The organism is Ruegeria sp. AH12 (genome assembly GCF_056541465.1).
Map to the genome: position 1 here is coordinate 41883 of NZ_JBQFYL010000012.1, position 15902 is coordinate 57784.

Consider the following 15902-nt stretch of genomic DNA (forward strand, 5'->3'; position numbering starts at 1 on the left):
GAAGGTTGGATTCCCTTAGTTCGAGTTCTCAGGTAATAGGTATTGATGGACATAGTCGTAATTACGACCATCATCACTTCGCTTTTTGTTGTAATCGGCGTGGCGGAGCCACTGGCTGCTCGATTGCGCTTGCCTTTCAGCGTTATTCTCGCCGTCCTGGGGGTGGTGATCGGGCTTGGCGCGACCTTTTTTCTCAACACTGACCTGACGGATGCGCTGAATCCTGGGGCGCAAGCGATCATTGATCTGCCGATCCGGTCCAACGCATTCCTTTATGTTTTCCTGCCAACGTTGCTCTTTCAGGCCACACTCGGCATGAACCTACGCAGGATGCTGGACGACTGGATGCCCATCCTGATGATGGCCGTTGTGGCAGTGATTGTGGCTACACTTTCTATTGGCTACGCGCTCAGTTGGGTAAGTACGTTGCCGCTGGCCGCCTGCCTGTTGATCGGTGCTATTGTGTCGACAACTGATCCCTCGGCGGTTGTCAGCATTTTTCGATCCATCTCCGCACCACGCAGGCTGTCACGAATTATCGAGGGCGAAAGCCTTCTCAACGATGCCGCAGCGATTGCTCTTTTCGGGCTATTCATGAGCTTTGTCATGCTCGGAAGACCCGATCCCTTACTAAGTGAAGCCTTGGGGCAATTTCCTCTGTTGATCTTAGGCGGAGTACTCACCGGTTGGCTCATGGCGCGCATGACGGTTTGGCTGATGGCTTTCGTAGACCGCTGGGAAATGGCGCAAATTTCAGTTTCCGTTGCGCTGCCGTATCTCTCCTATATCGTTGCTGAACAAAGCATCGGTGCTTCGGGTGTCATCGCTGTTGTGGCGGCAGGGCTTACTCTCAATCTGACCGGCCCCGGTCGAGTGTCACCGGTCGCTTGGGCAAATCTGCAAGAAGTATGGGACCTTCTGGCGCATTGGGCCGGGGCGCTGATCTTTATTCTTGCAGCATTGCTGATACCGAGATTGTTGGAAGGCGTGCGACCGTCTGACTTTGGCCTGTTGGCTGTGGTGGTTCTTGCTGCAACACTCGCGCGGGCGGCGGTTCTGTTCGGGTTGTTGCCATTGCTTACGACAATCGGTCTGTCGCCGGCTGTGGAACGCCCCTATCGCACCGCGATGCTGTGGGGTGGGCTGCGGGGTGCCGTGACTCTGGCGCTGGCGCTGGCAGTCACCGAAAGCACGCATATCCCGCTCGAGACCAAGCGTCTGGTTGGCATCCTGGCCACAGGCTTTACACTGTTTACGCTGATTATTCAGGGCACAACCTTGCGCTCGGTGATCACAAAGCTGGGGCTCGACAAGCTCTCTCCGCTTGATACGGCACTATCACGCCAGGTGGTCGCGGTCGCCTTGCAATCAGTGCGCGAGGACGTGTCCCGCACCGCAGAAAACTACAACCTGACTCACGATATCGTCAGAACCGAAGCCAAACAGTTCAGCGAACGCCTCGATGAAGCTGTAAAGGCCGCCGAAGACAGCGCTCAGATCCTTGATCGTGACCGGATCACGCTTGGCCTGATTGCACTGGCCGGTGCGGAGCGAGATTCCGTGTTGGCCCGAATGCGAGAGCGCACCATGTCGTCGGTTCTGAGTGAAAAAGTTCTGTCCGACGCGGATAGACTCATTGAAGGGGCACGGACCGGAGGCCGGATCGGCTATCAACGCGCGTCAAATCGGTCCGTCGTTTACGGCAAGTCTTTCCGGATCGCTGTGTTTCTGCACAACCGGCTTCGAATCTCGTTTCCACTCACGCGTATCACAACGGATCGGTTTGAAAGACTGCTCATGCAACGCCTGATCCTGCGGGATCTCGACGGGTTTGTCCGTGGCCGCATACGACGGATTCACGGCCGCCGGGTTGCGGAATTGCTCGATGATCTGTTGGCACGTCGATCCGAGGCGGTTGAGACCGCGCTTGATGGTTTGCGGCTACAATATCCAGGCTATGCCGAAAAACTGGAGCGGCGGTTCATCCGACGAACTGCGCTGCGACTGGAAGAGCGTGAATACACGGTCATGCGCGAAGACGGCCTGGTGGGTGAAGAACTCTATTCGGTGTTGATGCAGGAAATGGCGGCACGCCGTGCCTTAACTGAAGGGCGTCCGGTACTGGACATCGCCCTCAAAGGACGGGATCTGGTCAGGCAGTTTCCGCTATTCTCTGATCTCGACAAAGCATCACTGAGAAAACTCAGCAGAGCACTGCGTACCCGTTATGCCAATGCAGGTGAAACCATCATCTCCAAAGATGAACTCGCCCGGAGTGTGTTCTTCATCGCTTCTGGCGCAGTCGAAGTGGAGTTAGGCAGACACACTACGCGGTTAGGTCGTGGCGAAATGTTCGGGCAATTGGCCATGCTGTTGAAACGGCCCCGTCGCGTTAACGTGCGGGCGTTGGCGCCCTCGACACTACTTTTGCTCGACGAGGCGCGTTTCCGTCGATTGCTTCGCCGAAGTGAAGCCATGCGGAATTCTGTCAGAATGAGCGCAAAAAACCGCATGATAGACCCTGCGGTGCTGGACTTGGATCAGCGTGCAGGGCTTTCTGAACAGGGTTAATTGTCTTGAAAGATCATCAATTGGAAAGGAGCCGCGGAAACAACGGTGTTGTCTCATGGGCACCAGTCGGGTTCTGTTTTGTCGATGGTCTTCTCCTATCAGAAGCTTGTTCACTCGAAAAACCGTCACTACTCTCAACATCCCGGACAATCGCCCCAGTTTCCTAGCTCCATATTTAATAGCACCAGCCACGAAGTGCGACTTTGTAAGAAGGACGGGTAAGCGATCTGTGACAGGTCCGGCCCTTAGCCGACATTCAGCACGGCACAGATTTTCTGCGGGCGCAGCCCGCTTTGCTGCCATTCGCTGCAAATGTAAAATCCCGACTTCTGCGAATTCACAGGATGCGGACTTTGCTACCGTTGCCAACAAAAGCAAACAAATGAAACTGGCCTGCCCGAAGATAGGCCAGCAGCGGATTCTTTGTGTTAGCTTAGCAATTTCCAACTGGTCCGCCAGGACCAATCTTTTCTGTGTATTAGGAATTCTGCTGAGCCCTGCTCTGTGCCAGGCGATAGCTTTCTCCGTTCATCTCCAGAATGCTGACATGGTGGGTCAGCCGGTCGAGCAAGGCACCGGTGAGGCGCGGCGAACCGGCGTTAACCTGATGCCTTTCCTCAAAACCTTGACCTGCCAGCGCAATAAAATTGACCCGCGTATTGCCAGATTGATTGCACACCGCACAACAAACACGTTTGGCAGAAAGGTATCACAAGATGAAAAAGGTAATGGTTGCATCCGCTACAGCGTTCGCTCTTATCGCAAGTGCTGGAATGTCCATAGCTGCGCCGTCGCGTGACAGCCTCAGCGGGTTTCTTCAGAATGTCCGCAGTGCCGCGCAAAGCAATGGCTCCAAAGCCGTCACCGCCAAGCATGCGATTACTGAGTTGACTGCAACCTCAGGACCAACGCTCTGGGTTGAGATCGATGGGAAACGCGACAGCTATGATGTCGGTGAAGGCGAGATGACGACGAACAGCGGCAGTCTGCAATATGGCGCGAATTTGCTTTTGGGTGAGGTCGCAGGCGGACAGCTGTTTGGCGGCCTGGAGTTTGGCATCGGTAGCCTGTCCTCGAATGTCGGGACCAACTGGGCGAGCGCCAATATCTCGGCCGACGCTTACGATGCCACCCTTAGCGCGCTATGGGTGGCAGACAGTCTGCTCTATTTCGACGGCCAGCTTCGCTACGGGTATTTCGACGGCCAGATACGCCCCAACGGCGGGGCCGCCGTGGATGCCAACGGCAGTGGGTATGAGATATCTGTTGAAGTGGGCAAATCGTTCATACTGCCGAACGAATGGACACTCACCCCGCAAATGCAATTTATGTACAGCGATATCGGCATGGACGATGTCCCTGACCGGGTCGATGGTGGTTGGATCGGTTCCCTTGTAGATGGTGACACGGTGACGACCCGGGTCGGGCTGCGCGCAGAACATGCCCTTGCAAACAATTCGATGCTGCATGGTCAAATCGATTATTACCATACCTTCAACAACGCAACCTCGCTGGTGTTTGGGCAAAACACTGTATTCACCGAGCGAGGTCAGAACACTGCCGCCCTGACTTTAGGCGGTAATGTCCCTCTGTCCGACTACTCGCAACTCTATGCCGAGATCACCAGTGAAACCGGATTGGGAAGCAGTTCGGATGACTACAGCTTTGGCTGGAGTATCGGTTTCGAGCTTCAGTTCTAAAGCGAAATAGGGTTCTGGCCTGAGCTTGATGTCTTTTCTCATAACCTTGACGAGACAGCGCAATAAATCCGGGCCGCGGATAGCCAGATTGGTTTCACACACAGCGTATCAAGCACGCTTAACTGAAAGGAACCAGGAAAATGGAAAAGACACTGATCACATCCGTCACCGCATTCGCCCTTATTCTGAACGCTGGAACGTCGATGGCTGGACCGCGGAATGGCCATGGCCCCAGCGCACAGGCCCATGATGTTCGCTCAACGGTTTCGCAAGCATTCCATTCTGACGGGAAGGGCAACATGATTGACGTAAAACCCCACGCTTCAATAACGCAATTGCAGGGTACGACGTCGACTGCAGGAAGTTCCGGGGCACCTTCAATAGTGTCTAAAGAATGCTCGGACCTTTGGGCAAATGGGAACAAAGGAACAGAATGTGACATCACTATTGACGTGCATTACGTCGACGTGCCTGAGTTCAGCTTTGATCGAACAAACCTTAGAAACGTTTTGGACATTGATGCTGGTACAGTGGTCAAACACATGGTGCGCTAAGCCAGCGATGTCACAAGTGACCCAGCAGTGTGAACGATCTCAACGGACGTGCCCGGTTCAAAAACGTTTTGCTTCTACCCTGAATAAAAAAGAGTACCTGCGCTAGCTTGATGTGTTTTCTCAAAACTATGACGTGCTAACGCAATAATTCTGGGCTGCAGATTGCCAGATTGGTTTCACACACAGCGTATCAAATACGCTCAAACGAAAGGAACCAGGAAAATGAAAAAGACACTGATTACATCCGTCACCGCGTTCGCCCTTATTCTGAGTGCTGGAATGTCCTCGGCACACCCATCGATTGGCCATGGCCACAACGGGCACGCGCAGCATCTTAGCCCGGCAACTTCGCCAACCGACAACTTCGCTGATACGACCGCCGATTATCACCAAGCCAATAAAGTGCCTGCCAATGCAGCAACCGGTGAACAGCCAACTACTCTGTCGTCAAAAGGACCCGGCGGTAGTTATCAGTGGTCTAGAGACTACAGTGTATTTCAATAGGTGTTCTGGCCTGAGATTCTCTGAATCTCGGGCGCAGAAACTGTCGAGTTGAATACCCACACAGCTTATCAACACGCTCAACCGAAAGGGACCAAGATATGAAAAAGACACTGATTACATCCGTCACCGCGTTCGCCATCATTCTGAGTGCTGGAATGTCCATGGCGGGTCCGTTGAGTGAAAACACTCAACAAACCACCAATGTTGCCAGTTCCGGCTTTCATGTGAACGTAGAGCTGTCGAACTCCGACAACTGCGACTCTTGCTCGGACGCTTGGTCCTAGACGTGCAATAGCTTAACAAGGGTGCCTGAAAGGACGTTTAGCTGACAGGCACCTTAGCCCGCTCGAACACTCCCCGGGGATTGGCCTGTCCAGTTTTTGTAGGCATTGGTAAACGCGGCCTGATCAGAATACCCGAGCGCAAATGCAATCTCTGAAAGACTGAGCTTGGGATCATCAAGATACTGCTCTGCAAGTCTGTGTCGTGTATCCTTTAACAGCTGTTTGTAGGTCGTTCCTTCTTTCGAAAGCTTGCGCCCAAGTGTGCTGACACTCATCCCAAGCGTATTCGCAATTTCATCCTGTGTCGGTGCGCTAAAAGACAGTCGCGACGTTATCTCGCCCAGCACCAAAGAGCTTGTTTCACCGATGGCTGGGGGCAGGTCCTTCATCAAGTTTTGCATATGTGTTTCAAGGTGCAATAGCAATGCCGGGTCCGTATCTTTGATCGGAATGTCCATCACTGCCTTTTCGAACAGGATACCTGGAACGCGTTGGCTCTGTTTGACCTTGACCGACAAGGCATCCGAGATCTGAGAGTGCTTTTCTTCGGTCACTTCATGCGGAAACCGTATCTCCAGAACAGGCAAAGGCGCCTCGGCTGCAATTTGAAAACTGGTCAAGAATGCGGAAATCCGAAACTCGTTGTGAGCGCCATCAGCACGCATCAGTTGGGCTGCAGAGTCTATCTCCAAGAACATGCCGCGCTCTTCTTCATAGAACGACAATTTGGCAAAGCCGCGCGCCAAGCGCGCATAACTCACGGCCTTTTCGATTGCCTCGCCAACCGTCGGCGAGTTCAAGACAACGTAGCTAAGAAGGGTAGTTTTTCTGGGGTTGAATGTCTTGCCCGCCGAAATCGCAAACAAAGGATCTCTGGTCTCTTCCATGGCAAGCTCCAAAAGGCGGAGCTCATTGCGGACATCAACAAAATTCGGGGGTGTTTGGTGAAGATCAACGGGTAAATTGGCCAATCTCAGCAGCGCAATAATATCCGAGCCGCGGTTGTCCAGAAGCCTGGCGATGTGATGCACCCCGAAACCCGGAACATTCCAGGATTGGCTGTCAGAATTCACTTGGTTCTCTTTCATGCCGCAATACCGCCCGAGACTGATGCGCCTTTTGCAATCCGCGCTTTGTTGTTTCCGAAAATATTAAACTGGGAGCCTCAGCCGTGCCAAGCAGCATCAGCGCGACCCGACGGGAAATGACAAAACCTGAGCTCTTCTCACAATACCCAAAGTCGCAGTGTTCTTAGGTTGGAGATGTAACCGCAACGCAAAGAAATCAAAAATGGAAAGCATCAGTTTTGCAGACGGATTCAGCCACACCAATCTAAACGCCATGGGTGTTCTCCATCTTGGAAGGACAAGCTAACCGGCGTCAACTTGAAGGCTTTTCTCAAAAGCTTGACGTGCCACCACAATAAACCAGAACCGCAAATTGCCAAGTTGGTTCCATCTTCAGCGTATCAGACACGCTCAACCGAGAGGGACCACGATATGAAAAAGACACTGATTACATGCATCACCGCATTTGCCATTATCCTGAGCGCTGGAACATCCACGGCTGGTCCGTTGCGCGAACATGGCCAACGCGGTTTTGCGCCCAAAGTTCACTCATCAGCTTCGCAAAAAAACAATCGCGCTGATGGGATAGCCAATACCTTTCAAGCCACGCAATCGTCTGGCTTTAGCTTCGACATGCTGTCAGAGCGCCATTTGGGTCAAAACAACCGGTACTCTCCTCAACAGTATCCCGCAATAAATCCGAATTGGAGCTGGGACTTGTCCAATGTTGGTTTGACCGGAACTGATACTGCTGGATACGCATTCGAAAACGGCACGCACCTGAATTGGGGGCCAACTCAGGAGGGGCTGCTGCCAGGTCAAGTTGAAGAAGATGGTCGATACCTCCTTGGCGCCCTGTTTCTGGTTGCAGCAGGGTACGGGGCTGAGGTTGTGGGTACGATTGAGGGCATATATGACATTCTTTGTTTGGATGGTAGAATCGGCCCAGTCGAGTGCTACGAAATCTACAACGGCGGCTAGAGTTGGAGGTATTATCGGTAAACACTCCACTGCAAAACAGAAAGGCCACCCTGTATTAGGGTTGGCCTAACTCCGGTTCCAAACGAAAGCCTGTCTGACGGGATCTGTTGCAACCAGAAACAAGGCGCCCATAATGGCACATCGAGGCCAGCGGGGCGTCTACACCTTCAGAACCATCTTCTAGTCAGTGTCATGCCGATATTTCGTGTTTCGAGAACGTCGGTGTTCCTTACTTTGCACTTAATATTCGAATACTCTGCTGAGATTGACCAAAAAAAGCAAATACCTCAAACCACTCGCACAGATTGACTATCATTGGTTTGCTTCACTTTATTTTTCGATCAGGGATTCGAAGCAGCTCGACGTGATCGCACCATCTCGTTGGCAGGCTAACCTTTCTTAGATGGGAAACGGCCCAAAGCCGCCGTCTGGTCGGCTTAGCGGATGCTGCGCTCGCAGCTCGCAGAGCTGACATTCGCGTCAGGGTCCGATGTTGCCTCTCGGCCTTGCGAGAGCAGACACTTCCCTTGGTTCCCACCCGGCAATATGTGTTGGAGCATCAGGCCTTTACTGGGTCTTTATGCCGATCTAACGTTCGTCAGTCGATGCACGTGTATTATGCTACACCGCAGAAACTCCTACTCCGTAGTATTCCGACTTTATGCCGAAGGTTAGACTTGAAATTTAAGCGCCGCACCTTGGAACAGATTGCAGACATGATCTGCGGCAATTTCGAAAGCGACACTTCTGTTTTTCCGTATCGCAGTAGCTCCTATCTGACCGAGTTCTTCGCCGACGCCGAGACCGACTACGTCCATGACGGCTCCACGCGGAAATGGTGGGTTGCGAGTACCCTGGAGACCATCTTGGCCGAGCCGAGCTCTGATCCACGTTCGCCGCCGGACAGCTTCCTACGCGTAATTGAAACGCTCATGGACCAAGGCGATGCCCAAAACGAGGCGGGCGACCGGCCGAAGGCTCTGGAGATGCTAAACGCGGCTCTCGCGCGGGAAAACTTCGAAGCCTTCTACGGTGATGACCGTATCTGCTATCTCCGCCACACCAGGACTAACCAAGCCCTCGCGCCGCAAGCCAATCCGCACCGCCCGCTTTCCGCGGAAGAGCTACAGCGCCGCGAGCGGCTGGAGGCATTTTTGGAAAAATGCAGTGAAGATCAGCTCATCGAGGATGTGCTCGTCCCGCTCTTCCGGCAGCTTGGCTTCCACCGGATCAGTGTCTCTGGGCACAAGGACAAAGCGTTAGAATACGGAAAGGATTTGTGGATGCGCTACGTCTTGCCGACGCAGCATGTGCTTTACTTCGGGCTGCAAGCCAAGAAGGGCAAGCTGGATGCCTCAGGGCGCTCTGGCGCGACGAATGCAAATATCGCCGAAATCCTCAACCAGACGACCATGATGCTGGGCCATGAGGTCTTCGATCCCGAAGTCTCGCGCCGCGTCCTGGTCGATCATGCCTTCATCGCCTGCGGCGGTGAAATTACCAAGGCGGCGAAGAATTGGCTCGGCACCAAGTTGGACGCGACCAAGCGCTCCCAGGTCATGTTCATGGACCGGGATGATATCTTGAATCTTTATGTCGTAACGAACACGCCGCTTCCCGCCGCTACGTTGCCGCCGGAGCCAGAGTCAGACGACGAAATCCCTTTCTGATGGTCGCTAGACCAGCACTTGTTAGCGTGGGAATTTTCTTGCTATAGTTGAAGGGCTTACGGGCAGACTTCCTGCTGCGCATCGCGGCAAATGACAACAATGGTAGGCAGGCTGCTTACCTTCAGGTTCCCTTGCGGTATTTCGATTATTCGGTGTATCGCCGACGCTCGCATAAGAGTGCCCGTAAGCACCTGAATCAGAGTACATGCATTTGAGTTCATTAGAAAAATTACAAGAAGCAAATAGCCTCACAGACCTTGCCAAGCTGCTTGGCTTCACCCCGAAAGGCGTCAGCTACGTCCTCTACAAGATGGACTCAGCCAAGAAGTACCGCTCTTTCGATATCCCGAAGAAATCGGGCGGTGTACGCGCTATTCATGCACCTGAGCCGCAGCTTGCCTTGCTACAGACCCGCCTTGCCGAATTGCTCTATGCCTGCGTGCACGAGAAAAAGAAGACTGACCGGCGTTTCTGGTTTGCCTCGCATGGCTTTCATCAGGGGCGCACCATCGTCTCCAACGCCGAAGTACACAGGCGGCGGCGCTTCGTCTTCAATCTCGATTTGGAGAACTTCTTCGGCACGATCAATTTCGGTCGAGTTCGCGGCTTTTTCATCCACGACTCTATGTTCTCCCTGGAGCCGAAAATTGCCACGATCATCGCCCAGATTGCATGCCACGATAATGCTCTGCCGCAGGGTAGCCCCTGTTCGCCGGTCATATCGAACTTGATCGGAAATATCCTGGATTCGCGGCTTCTCGCGCTCGCGCGCGATGCGCGCTGCACATATACGCGCTACGCCGATGATCTAACCTTCTCGACCAACGAGAAGCTCTTCCCGACCGAAATTGCCGTGAACGTACACGGCGCTGATTGGGAGGTCGGAAAGACGCTTAGGAAGGAAATTGAGAAGTCCGGGTTCTTCATTAATCCGGTGAAGACGCGCATGTCTTTGCGCCGCTCGCGCCAGACCGTCACAGGGCTGGTGGTGAACGAGAAAGCCAATATCAATCAGGACTACTACCGCGCTGCGCGGTCCATGTGCAATTCGCTCTTCCAGACAGGATACTATTTCAAGCCGAGCGATGACCCTGCAGATGTCACTGACAATCTGAACCCCTTGGAGGGGACGCTATCGCACATCTATTTCGTTAAGGCGCGGCGAGACCGTAAGCCAAGGATTAACAAGCTGGCCAAAGCCGCAGGTGAGTTTAACCCACCGCGCGCGCCCGAAAACCTCTATCGGAAGTTTCTGTTTTACAAGTACTTTGCCGCGCCCAATGCGCCGCTCATCGTGACCGAAGGCATCTCGGATATCACCTATCTGCAATGCGCTATCCGCACGCTGGTCAAGAAATTTCCGCTCCTTGGAAAAGAGGAAGGCGGCAAGGTTGTCCGTCTGGTGCACTTCTTAAAGCCCACCGGCACGTCGCAGGATATCTTGAACCTCGGCCACGGCGCTGCCGGGCAATCCTCGCTGTTATCCAGCTACACAAAAAACCTGAAGAACTACGCTCACAAGCCGATGGCCAACCCCGTGATCATCCTCTGTGACAATGATGATGGCCCCAAGACGGTCTTCAAGAACGCTGAAAAGAAGTGCGGCACCAAGATCACAACGGCAACGACTGAACCTTTCTATTATCTCGGCGAAAACCTGTACCTCGTGAAGGTGCCGGAAGGCGCTACGCCCCATCCGCGAGAAATCGAAGACTTGTTCCAGCCAGCCTTGCTGGCAACCAAGCTGAACGGGAAATCCTTTGATCCGAAGAAGGATCATGGTGATGACACGCATTACGGCAAGGTGGCCTTTGCGGAATCGGTCGTGCGGGCGAATGCCAGTACCGTCGATTTTTCTGGCTTCGAAGAACTATTGGAGCGCATTGAAGCTGTTTTAAAGCACTATGCAACCATTCTGGCGGCTCCGAGCGCAACGCCAGCGCCGGCAGCCGCTGCGGCATCTGCGCCGCCACCCACGGGCACTGCAACACCGTAATCTCTCACCGACAATCTCATTGAGAATGGCGCGCCGTAGCCCCAATTCATCCTCGGTCCAAGACGCCCCATTGCGGCTTTTGATTGCCTCCGTTCGATGGACCCGCGCAGTCATGATTTGCGTCTTCAGACCCGCGATTTCACATGCGACTTGTCCGAACCGAAGATCGAGGGACAACACAGTCTCGGTTTACCGGTCGCTAGGGAAATTGCTAAAGGCGCTGCATCAAGAGATCTCAGAATTGTTAACTTCGTACCAATCCCTGATGGTTTTAGTGAGAGTTGATAATGCAAAGCCCCGGCTCATACGCACATCCAGCGAAGCGAATTCTTCCGTAAACTTGACCGTCTCTTCGCCAAGAGCGGTGAACTCAAACCTGCCGCTAGAATACTCATCGTTGGGGTCGTACCCCATCACACACCAACTGCCTATAACCTCGCCGTCACGTGTAATGACGTCGCCCTGCGACAAGCTTGGCTCGTACCCGCTGTGCAGCCACTCATCGTGGCCGATGAAGTTGATCGGGTAAGTTAGTTCCACCGGCCGGACCCGTCCTTATCGGTTTACATTGTCTTTCTTGGATTTGTCTGGATTATCTCGGGCGTATTCGCGGCCATTTATCTTCACGACGTGTGCATCTTGATGCTCGCCTCTCTTGATTTCGGCCACAACGTTTCTGCGAGGAACGTTCTTTCGCCTCCCGATGTCGTAGTGTTCGTTGCGCCCACCAGGGCCATCGTTCTTGCCTTTAATTTTGGTCATCTCTACTCCTGCCTTGCGTTCTTTAATTGGATGACATTCGAGCCCGTTGTCTCCAATACACGCCCAAAAATCTCTTGTTCTGCTCGACGCGACAAAGAAAGCCTGCGACGAACTTGCTGCAGCAAGAGCTCGCCTCCACCCTCGACTGCATCAATTGCCCTTCGAAGCATGCGCGGTTTTTCCAAAGGCATCTCCTTGTCGAAAGGCTCGCCGCGCTTTCCTCGGTAACCGTTCTTCGACGCACGAATGTTCAGCGCACGGGCCCAGTCTGAGTCACAAACGCCAAGGTCCTGAGCCCGTTTGATCTGAGCAAGAATAGAAATGCCCCACTCTTGTTTGTGTGATGCGAATTCCTCCAGTGACGGATACTGGACTGCCTTCAGGAAAGCGTCTCTTGGAAACAGCAGCGCACCAGCAAATCTGTGGGCTTGTTTCTCGATAGCTTGGTAGGTTTGCGGGTGACGAACTTCCTTCTCTGTTACTGAACCGAAGTGCGCCAGCACATGATATAGCTCGTGCGCAAGGTTAAACCGCATACGCACTGCAGATGATTCAAGGGTATTCGCACCGACGACAGGCCGCTCAATGTGATCTGCCCAGCGGGAATACCCAGACTGTTTACTGTTCTCGATTTCGAAGGCGAGAACTGGGATACCCATGTTTTCCAAGGCGAGGCAAACATCCGGGATAGGGTATGAGCCCAATCCCCAAACGTTTCTGCAATGATCGGCTAAATCCTCAATCTGCTCATTTGTGACACTGGCCCAGTTCCCCGGCCATTCTGCCAACCGGGGAAGATCGAAAGCCGGGAAGTCAACATATTCAGAAAGAACCGAGAAAGCCTCCGCGGCCCATTCAATTCTCTGCGATGTCTTACCTTGGGAGCGCAGTGGTTCTGAGGCTTGCCGCCGCCAAAACACTGGCCCGCTCATAGGGGGTGGAGCGGGACGCAAGAAGAACTGCCTCGGGAACGACGTTTTTTCCGCAATAGCTTCAAATGTCTCTGCTCGCGGCAACGACACCCCTGTTTCCAATGCCGTCAGCGCATTGGGCGAGATCTCCAGCATGCCGCTCAGCGCTGCTTTCGTAAGGCCATGGGCCTCTCTTGCTTGCGTCAGTCTTTCGCTGACGAAACCTTCCACTCTTTTCATAGCTCAATGTCTCTTTCTCCCAAACCGCGCTTCAACGAAACGACGACCCGGTCCTCCTGTTTCGGGCGGGCTTCTCCCACCTTCTCAACTTGGGTCCATCCTAGAACGGAGCCCAACTCACCATTCATGACGTTTGCTTGGAAAAGCCACGATCCGAATGATGCATCTGGTACGGCAAGACGCATCATGGCGAGCGAGGTGTCGCGCCGGTTGAAGCCGCCCACCCTCATGCCGTGCTGAATGACCACAAGCATTGTGTTTCGCGCATCTATTCTTTGCCGCCAGCCGTCACGCAGATCCATTTCAAGCTGGCGCACGGCGAAATGTGATGCAGCGAGATCCGCTTTGTAAGCTGCGTGCTCCGGTCGCGCCCTCAGATTGTCGATTGGTTCTGCCAGGACGAGCAGTTGACCAAGCTGGCCAACCACGATCTTCTGCCCGTTACAGGCCAGTGTTTTCAACTGATACGGCGCGCCATGGTCGCTGCAGGACCTCATCAGAGCTTTCATGCCGTTATCTCGACGACCATCACGAACGGCTTGGAGATCCACGGGGTCCCATTCTGCACTGGGACGCTGGATCACGAAACCTCCTGGCGGTTGCGATATGTCATCGTAGGCAGCGGCGTAGGCACCGCGCAATGCATCGAACATTGTCTCAATGAACGGCTCGCGAAGGTCCCGCTGGAGCAAGCTGAGAATTTCTTTGTCGTACATAAGTCAGCCTGTGAATCAAAGTTACGCGGAATGTTTCACAAAAAATACCAAGTGACAAGACTCTTGGCGCGTGAAAAGGTAACTGACGCCCTCCGACGATACCCTCGGTGCTTGGCAAGATCCTGCAATGTTCAGGCCCTACTGGCCACTCAACGACGAATGGCTGCTTCCGTGTCGAGAAGCTTGCCATTGGGCAAACGCGGCGAATGACGGCTTCCCGCCCTACTTACAAAAACACCCAGATATTCCCCTAACTTGAATGTCAGAAAAAAGTACTATATTTTCTGACAAGGAGAAAGCTATGATCACCTCATCGATTAGACAACGCATCATCGGAAAAGGCCGGGGCGCAATCTTTGCGCCAACCGACTTTCTGGATATTGGCTCCCGCGCAAGCGTGGATCAGGCATTGTCGCGTTTGGCGGATCAAGGGATGATCCGACGGTTAACGCGTGGGCTTTATGACTATCCGAGAAAGAGCGCCCGAATAGGGCTGTTGTCTCCGTCAGCCGATGACATAGCCAAAGCGATTGCACGCAAAGACAACCAGGTTCTACAGCCCTCCCCTGCCATGGCAGCCAACCAGTTGGGGCTGTCGACCCAAGTGCCGTCCAAGCCGACTTATATGACCGACGGCCCGACCCGCACCAAGACAATTGGTCGACAAGTCATCCAGTTTCGAAATGCATCATCCAAAACGCTAGTTGGTGCAGGCCAGAAAACCGGCGCCGTATTTCAGGCGTTACGCTATGTTGGCAAAAACCGGGTGGATAGCCGTGTTGTCGACACGTTGGCCCGCAATCTGGATATTAAGGACCGCGCCTTGCTCGCAAAACAAAGTAGATATGTACCGGCCTGGATGCACCCGGTGGTGCAGCAAATCGTGGCGCGGAACTGATCGTGGACCAGTTTGCCAACGATACTCCAAAGAACCGTGAGGAGGCTTTTCAGGAATCGGCCGCACAGCTTGGTTTGTCCAAAGCAATCGTCGAGAAGGATTTCTGGGTCTGTTGGTCACTGAAACATCTATTCGCCCTGCCCTCTTTTGGCGCTCACATGATCTTCAAGGGCGGGACATCGCTATCCAAGGCCTATGACATCATCCATCGGTTCTCAGAAGACGTGGATCTGTCTCTCGACCGGGCGCAGCTCGGGTTTGAGGGCGAACGTGACCCCGAGCACCCTGCCCTTTCCGGCAAAAAACAAAAGCAACTGCTGCAGGAACTTCAGGATACGGCCACTAAGGTAGTCTCAGGTCCGCTGTTGAAAGAAACCGAGGTCAAGTTTGGCGCCGCGCTGGATCAGCATTTTTCCCTGTCAGTCGATCCAAATGATGCCCAAACTTTGCTTTTCGCCTATCCATCGGAGACCAGTGCGGCCAGCGGCTACATCCAACCGGTGGTACGGTTCGAATTTGGCGCCCGTGGGGTTCACCTACCAGCCGAGTCCCGCAAGATATCGCCTTATGTGCATCAGGCCTTTCCAGACCTGTTGGGGGCGGGCGACGTTGATGTGAAGGTCTTGGGTGTTGAACGCACATTCTGGGAAAAAGCCACGATCCTGCATATGCTCTATCATCAAGACATCACCAAACCTCTGGCTGACCGTATGTCGCGCCACTATTACGACATGGCTCAGTTGATCACGCACGAGTCCCGTTCTCGCGCTATCGAACAGATCGACCTGCTGGATCAGGTTGCACACCATAAGTCCGTCTTCTTCAAAGCAGCTTGGGCTAACTACGAGAATGCCAGGCCTGGATCTCTAAGACTGCTACCAAACCCTGAGCTGAAAGCAGCGCTGCGCCGGGACTATGTGGGGATGCAAGAAATGATCATCGGGGATACCCCCTTGTTCGATGACATCCTGAAAATCATTGGGGTGTTCGAGGCCGAACTCAACGGTTGAAATCAGCAACTTTGGTGGTCTCAAGGCACAGCGCGCGA

General features: G+C 53.7%; 15 protein-coding genes and 1 pseudogene. 10 read left to right on the plus strand and 6 right to left on the minus strand.

What is annotated here, in order from left to right:
* The first annotated feature begins 45 nt into the window (after window positions 1-45).
* Window positions 46-2571 carry a cation:proton antiporter gene (locus tag ACR0EL_RS16055; RefSeq protein ID WP_170511042.1) on the plus strand — a complete coding sequence of 842 codons (2526 nt, stop codon included), beginning with the start codon at window positions 46-48 and terminating at the stop codon, window positions 2569-2571.
* 478 nt (window positions 2572-3049) lie between these two features.
* Here ACR0EL_RS16055 and ACR0EL_RS16060 read toward each other — a convergent pair.
* Window positions 3050-3166, minus strand: a pseudogene (locus ACR0EL_RS16060) (ATP-binding protein); the annotation flags it as partial.
* A gap of 178 nt (window positions 3167-3344) precedes the next feature.
* Here ACR0EL_RS16060 and ACR0EL_RS16065 point away from each other — a divergent pair.
* The 4 genes from ACR0EL_RS16065 (at window position 3345) to ACR0EL_RS16080 (ending at window position 5613) form a co-directional block, all read left to right on the plus strand.
* Window positions 3345-4271, plus strand: a complete 927-nt coding sequence (locus tag ACR0EL_RS16065) for an autotransporter outer membrane beta-barrel domain-containing protein (RefSeq protein WP_254429686.1) — start codon at window positions 3345-3347, stop codon at window positions 4269-4271.
* Between the two features lie 140 nt (window positions 4272-4411).
* On the plus strand, window positions 4412-4825 hold the full coding sequence (locus tag ACR0EL_RS16070; protein ID WP_480501054.1) for a hypothetical protein: 414 nt from the start codon (window positions 4412-4414) through the stop codon (window positions 4823-4825).
* Between the two features lie 222 nt (window positions 4826-5047).
* The gene (locus tag ACR0EL_RS16075; protein ID WP_170410353.1) at window positions 5048-5329 is read left to right on the plus strand and encodes a hypothetical protein; all 282 of its coding nucleotides are present in this window, start codon (window positions 5048-5050) and stop codon (window positions 5327-5329) included.
* A 98-nt stretch (window positions 5330-5427) separates the two neighbouring features.
* Window positions 5428-5613 carry a hypothetical protein gene (locus tag ACR0EL_RS16080; protein WP_170410355.1) on the plus strand — a complete coding sequence of 62 codons (186 nt, stop codon included), beginning with the start codon at window positions 5428-5430 and terminating at the stop codon, window positions 5611-5613.
* A 53-nt stretch (window positions 5614-5666) separates the two neighbouring features.
* Here ACR0EL_RS16080 and ACR0EL_RS16085 read toward each other — a convergent pair whose 3' ends face one another.
* Entirely contained in the window at window positions 5667-6701 is a 1035-nt protein-coding gene (locus ACR0EL_RS16085) for an AraC family transcriptional regulator (protein ID WP_480501057.1), read from the minus strand.
* A gap of 411 nt (window positions 6702-7112) precedes the next feature.
* On the opposite strand from ACR0EL_RS16085, the gene ACR0EL_RS16090 reads away from it, so the two are divergent.
* From ACR0EL_RS16090 to ACR0EL_RS16100, 3 genes are all read left to right on the plus strand, one after another.
* Window positions 7113-7661, plus strand: coding sequence for a hypothetical protein (locus tag ACR0EL_RS16090; RefSeq protein ID WP_480501059.1), 549 nt, complete (start codon window positions 7113-7115; stop codon window positions 7659-7661).
* Between the two features lie 677 nt (window positions 7662-8338).
* Window positions 8339-9331, plus strand: a complete 993-nt coding sequence (locus tag ACR0EL_RS16095) for a hypothetical protein (RefSeq protein WP_480501061.1) — start codon at window positions 8339-8341, stop codon at window positions 9329-9331.
* 205 nt (window positions 9332-9536) lie between these two features.
* The gene (locus tag ACR0EL_RS16100) at window positions 9537-11327 is read left to right on the plus strand and encodes a retron Ec67 family RNA-directed DNA polymerase/endonuclease (RefSeq protein WP_480501063.1); all 1791 of its coding nucleotides are present in this window, start codon (window positions 9537-9539) and stop codon (window positions 11325-11327) included.
* Between the two features lie 225 nt (window positions 11328-11552).
* Here the strand turns inward: ACR0EL_RS16100 and ACR0EL_RS16105 are convergent, their stop codons facing one another.
* The 4 genes from ACR0EL_RS16105 to ACR0EL_RS16120 are packed head-to-tail and all read right to left on the minus strand — an operon-like array spanning window position 11553 to window position 13956.
* Entirely contained in the window at window positions 11553-11867 is a 315-nt protein-coding gene (locus ACR0EL_RS16105; protein ID WP_480501065.1) for a hypothetical protein, read from the minus strand.
* Between the two features lie 15 nt (window positions 11868-11882).
* Window positions 11883-12089, minus strand: a complete 207-nt coding sequence (locus tag ACR0EL_RS16110) for a DUF3892 domain-containing protein (RefSeq protein WP_480501067.1) — start codon at window positions 12087-12089, stop codon at window positions 11883-11885.
* 2 nt (window positions 12090-12091) lie between these two features.
* Window positions 12092-13240 carry a helix-turn-helix domain-containing protein gene (locus ACR0EL_RS16115; protein ID WP_480501069.1) on the minus strand — a complete coding sequence of 383 codons (1149 nt, stop codon included), beginning with the start codon at window positions 13238-13240 and terminating at the stop codon, window positions 12092-12094.
* Entirely contained in the window at window positions 13237-13956 is a 720-nt protein-coding gene (locus tag ACR0EL_RS16120; RefSeq protein ID WP_480501071.1) for a hypothetical protein, read from the minus strand. The genes ACR0EL_RS16115 and ACR0EL_RS16120 overlap by 4 nt, the downstream gene beginning before the upstream one ends.
* Before the next feature lie 301 nt (window positions 13957-14257).
* Between ACR0EL_RS16120 and ACR0EL_RS16125 the strand changes: the two genes are divergently transcribed.
* Together ACR0EL_RS16125 and ACR0EL_RS16130 are read left to right on the plus strand one after the other, a co-directional pair.
* A complete protein-coding gene (locus ACR0EL_RS16125; protein ID WP_480501073.1) occupies window positions 14258-14854 on the plus strand; it encodes a DUF6088 family protein in 597 nt (198 codons plus the stop codon).
* Window positions 14855-14856: 2 nt separating this feature from the next.
* Window positions 14857-15864: a nucleotidyl transferase AbiEii/AbiGii toxin family protein gene (locus ACR0EL_RS16130; protein WP_480501075.1), complete on the plus strand. Its 1008-nt coding sequence runs from the start codon at window positions 14857-14859 to the stop codon at window positions 15862-15864.
* The last annotated feature ends 38 nt before the right edge of the window (window positions 15865-15902 follow it).